Origin of the sequence: Mesorhizobium sp. (genome assembly GCF_004962925.1) — a bacterium.
Lineage (GTDB): Bacteria > Pseudomonadota > Alphaproteobacteria > Rhizobiales > Rhizobiaceae > Mesorhizobium.
Genome location: NZ_SUEO01000059.1, coordinates 25,120 through 29,242 on the forward strand (window position 1 = coordinate 25,120; position 4,123 = coordinate 29,242).

General features: G+C 60.2%; 7 protein-coding genes and 1 pseudogene. 2 read left to right on the forward strand and 6 right to left on the reverse strand.

What is annotated here, in order from left to right:
- Window positions 1-112: pseudogene (locus E5W87_RS14330) on the reverse strand (DNA-3-methyladenine glycosylase I); the annotation flags it as partial.
- 84 nt (window positions 113-196) lie between these two features.
- Between E5W87_RS14330 and E5W87_RS14335 the strand changes: the two are divergent.
- A complete protein-coding gene (locus tag E5W87_RS14335; RefSeq protein WP_292398232.1) occupies window positions 197-760 on the forward strand; it encodes a DUF1003 domain-containing protein in 564 nt (187 codons plus the stop codon).
- The gene (locus E5W87_RS14340) at window positions 757-1,344 is read left to right on the forward strand and encodes a DedA family protein (RefSeq protein ID WP_292398233.1); all 588 of its coding nucleotides are present in this window, start codon (window positions 757-759) and stop codon (window positions 1,342-1,344) included. Before E5W87_RS14335 ends, E5W87_RS14340 begins: the two co-directional genes overlap by 4 nt.
- Before the next feature lie 3 nt (window positions 1,345-1,347).
- Here the strand turns inward: E5W87_RS14340 and E5W87_RS14345 are convergent, their stop codons facing one another.
- The 5 genes from E5W87_RS14345 to E5W87_RS14365 all read right to left on the reverse strand — a co-directional run.
- Window positions 1,348-1,935: a hemerythrin domain-containing protein gene (locus E5W87_RS14345; RefSeq protein WP_292398234.1), complete on the reverse strand. Its 588-nt coding sequence runs from the start codon at window positions 1,933-1,935 to the stop codon at window positions 1,348-1,350.
- 40 nt (window positions 1,936-1,975) lie between these two features.
- Window positions 1,976-2,335: a diacylglycerol kinase gene (locus E5W87_RS14350; protein ID WP_292398236.1), complete on the reverse strand. Its 360-nt coding sequence runs from the start codon at window positions 2,333-2,335 to the stop codon at window positions 1,976-1,978.
- A gap of 74 nt (window positions 2,336-2,409) precedes the next feature.
- On the reverse strand, window positions 2,410-2,829 hold the full coding sequence (locus E5W87_RS14355) for a GFA family protein (protein WP_292398238.1): 420 nt from the start codon (window positions 2,827-2,829) through the stop codon (window positions 2,410-2,412).
- A gap of 191 nt (window positions 2,830-3,020) precedes the next feature.
- On the reverse strand, window positions 3,021-3,578 hold the full coding sequence (locus tag E5W87_RS14360) for a dihydrofolate reductase family protein (protein ID WP_292398240.1): 558 nt from the start codon (window positions 3,576-3,578) through the stop codon (window positions 3,021-3,023).
- A gap of 182 nt (window positions 3,579-3,760) precedes the next feature.
- Window positions 3,761-4,123, reverse strand: a 363-nt coding sequence (locus E5W87_RS14365) for a 3-deoxy-7-phosphoheptulonate synthase (RefSeq protein WP_292398242.1), incomplete at its 5' end; no start/stop codon positions are given.

Here is a 4,123-nt window from a genome sequence, read left to right on the forward strand (position 1 = left end):
TAATGTCAGCCACGGCGGCATTGTCGGGCACAGGCCCCAGCAGCGACGCCAGCGCCGCTTCCCCGCCCTTGCGTTTGGCCGCGCGGGCGCGGATCTTCTGAAAATCCATCATTGTTTCCTCACCTTATCGCGTCAATCTACCACTTCCCGTGCGAACCAGTAGCCTCTACCTCTATCGCTGACGACGGAGGCGACGATGAACAAGACGATCGAGGAACTGGCGAACCGTTGGCTGAAGCGAAAGCCGGACGGTCTCAGCGTACTTGAAAGCCGGGTGCTGCAATCAACGCTCGAACGCACCACGATCTCGAAGGACACCAACAAGGCTGTCGCCTTCCACCAGACATTTGGCGACCGCCTGGCCGACACCATCGCCCGGATCGGCGGCTCGTGGTCCTTCATCCTGACATTCATCGCCTTCCTGATTCTGTGGACGGCAGGCAATGTCTGGCTTTTGACGCGCGATGCCTTTGATCCCTATCCCTTCATCTTCCTCAACCTCGTGCTTTCCATGGTCGCGGCCCTGCAGGCGCCGGTGATCATGATGGCGCAGAACCGCCAGACCGAGCGCGATCGTATTGATGCCGCGCACGACTACGAGGTCAATCTCAAGGCCGAGATCGAGATCATGGCGCTGCATGAGAAGCTCGACGAACTGCGCCACAGCCAGATCGTCGGCATGCGCGACGAGATCGCGCAACTGGCCGAACAGGTGAAGCGGATCGACGAGATTCTGTCAAAGCAGCGGTCGCCTTCATGACGGATGCCATCCATAATCTCATAGAGCAATATGGGCTGATTGCCGTTTTTCTGGGCTGTATCGCGGAGGGCGAAAGTGCCGCCCTCCTTGGCGGTTTTTTCGCCCATCAGCATGTTTTCATCCTATGGCAGGCGTTTCTGGCGGCCGCCATCGGTGCCTTTGTCGGCGACACCTTCTTTTTCACCCTCGGCCGAAGCTTCGCCGACCATCCGCTCGTGATCAAATTGAGGGGTCGGCCGGGCTTCAGTCACGCCTATCGTCTCGTCTCCAACCATCCCGACATTTTCGTGCTGTCGAACCGCTTTATCTACGGCCTGCGCCTGGTCGGCGGCATCGCGGCCGGATTGTCCGGCATTGCCGTGGCGCGCTTTGTTATCCTCAACGCCATTTCATCGATCATCTGGGCCGCATTGTTCGCCGCCATCGGCTATGTTTTCGGATTGGGCGCCGAGCGCATCGTCGGCCAGGCGCTGGCCCGTCACGAGCGATTGCTGATCGCTCTGGCCATCGGCCTGGCAGCGGCGATCCTCGCTTGGTTCATCGCCCACTATGTTGCCGGCAAGGAGCGCGCCAAGGAAATGTAAGGATCAGTCGATGCCGAGCGCCCGGTCGCCACGATCGAGGATCAGCGGAATGATCAAATCTTCCTCATCGGCAAGATGCCGGGTCAGCATGGCGATCAGCCGGCCGTTCTCGTCGGCATAGGCATCGGCGGCAAAGCGCTGCTTGTCCTCGCTCTCCTGAAGCGTGCGGATGAAGGCGTTCGCCGTCTCGGCATTGCGCTCCAGCCCCTCATGGATCGTGTGATGATCGGCATCGAGAATCTCGAAGCCGCGTTTCAGCCTTGTCTCCGCCTTGGCGAAGACCGGAAAATAGTGCTGATCCTCGACATTGTGGTGGCCGTCGAGATGGCCGAGAAAATGGTTGAGGCGCGGCGCGAACCAGCGCGCGAACTCCGGCGCCGTCAGCCTGCCCTCGCGATAGTCGCCGATACCGTTGGTAAGCATGCCGCCGAGCTCGCGGAACATGTCATGCCGCTGCAGCCACATAGTGGCGATGCCGTGAATGTTGGAATGCGCCTGCCAGACCTCTCGCGGATATTTTTCGGTCAGCCAGCGCAGATCGTCCGGCAGGCCTGCCCGCTCGAGCAGCAGAAAATCGGCACCTTCACCCATGACGGTCTCCTTTGGTGACCGTCATATAAGAGGTGAGATACTAGATCGGTAGCCCCATAATGCGCTCGATGATGGCGATGCCCCAGACGCCGGCAACGATCACCACCGAAATCAGCACCGCCAGCGAACCGCAGTCCTTGGCGAGCTGGATATCGACGTTGAACTCCCGGCTGAACGCATCGCATGCCGCCTCGATACCGGTGTTCAGCACTTCGACCATGATCAGAAGCAGCACCGCGCCGATCAGCAGCGCGTAGCCGCGCCACGACACCGAAACAAACCAGCCGAGCGGCAGCGCCAGCACGAGCAGCATCAGCTCCTGCTGGAAGGCTTTTTCGCTGGCGGCCAATTTCTGAAACGCCCGCACCGAATTGAAGAAAGCATCGATCAGCCGCTGCATACCAAACCTTTCCGAATCACCGGCAGGGGATAGCGCAATGGCCGGATCAAGGGAATAAGGCGATCGCTGCAAAATCATTCGTCGGCAACCTTGATCGACGGGGCTGACCTTTCGAACTGGGGTAGCGCATCGTCGATCGAATAATAGTCTCCCTTGTCGCCGACAAAGATATGGCTTTGGCCTGAGAGGCCGGACGGCCTGTCGAAGGAGCCGGCCATGATCGAAATCGAGTCCAGTTCGCCATGTTTCCAGAACAGCAGCGAACCGCAGGTCCTGCAGAACCCGCGCTTGGCCACATCGGAAGCACCATACCAGGTGAGCGCATCCTTCCCTTCGATATCGATGTCGACGTCCTTGGCAGCGGTTGCGGCAACGAAATGCCCGGTCTGCTTGCGGCACTGTGAACAATGGCAATAGACGACACCGCGTAGCGGACCCCGCGTCCTGAAGCGCACGGCTCCGCACAGGCATGATCCGCTGTGATTGTCATCCATCTCCGGCCTCCAACGAAATCGCCATCCCGTCATCCCTGACGTCTGCATTCTTGCCAGGATTCCAGTTTTGCAGCGGTTGTGCCCAAGCAAATGCGACATTCAGCAGGCATGTCCGCTCAGGACGGTTTGTGCAAAGTGGCGGGGAACGCTGACGTTGACCGGTTCCCAGACAAAACGACGTCAGGTCACAACTAACCGGCGGATGCGTAGCGCAGCAGCGTCACGCCCTGGCTAAGGCTTTCCGTGCCAAGCGGCTTCAACGTCAGCGACAGGCCGGACTGGAAGTACGGCTTGCCGCCGCCCAGCACGACCGGGTGCATGTAGAGCCGGTACTCGTCGATGAGGCCGGATCGTGCGAGATGCGCGGCAAGATCGGCACCGGCGACGGTGATCTGGCCATCCGTTTCCGACTTGAGAGACCTCACCACGTTCTCGACATCGCCGTTCACCAGCCGGGCATTGGGTCCGACGTCCCGAAGCGTCGTCGAAAACACGATCTTCGGGGTCTCGCGCCAGGCGTGGGCAAAATCCAGCTCGACCTGCGCAGCGTCGATCTCCCGGTCCGAACTGTCCCAGAAGCGCATCACCTCGTACATCCGGCGTCCACAGAGCGCGAACGAGGTCTGTCTCATCATGTCGTTGAAATGCCGGTGCAACTCCCCTTCGGGTACCGGCAAGGCAATATCTCCGTCCGGTGCGGCGATGTAGCCGTCCAGGGACATCAGCATGGCGTAGACGATCCTGGCCATCGGCGCCTCCGTTCAGTCCTTCAAAGATGCACAACCAATTGCATTTCGCAATCAGTTACTGCAAGGCGAGTGGAGTTCAATGCGGAACTTCGGGATCGGCACAACGAGGCCCGCCGGCTGAATCAAAAAGCGCCGAATTTCTCCGGCGCTTCGTGGAATCGTCAATTTCGACGCCGCTGAAATCAGCCGTTGACGGCCTGCTTGTGCGGGACCGGGTGGCTCTTCTTCAGCAGATCCGACACCAGGAATGCCAGCTCGATGGCCTGGTCGGCGTTGAGGCGCGGGTCGCAATGAGTGTGGTAGCGGTCCTGCAGTTCTTCGGCGGTGATGGCGCGGGCGCCACCGGTGCATTCGGTGACGTTCTTGCCGGTCATCTCGATATGGATGCCGCCCGGGTGGGTGCCTTCGGCGCGATGCACTTCGAAGAAGGTCTGCACCTCCTTCAGGATGCGGTCGAACGGTCGCGTCTTGTAGCCGGCGGCCTCGATGGTGTTGCCATGCATCGGATCCGACGACCACACCACGCTGCGGCCTTCCTTCTTCAC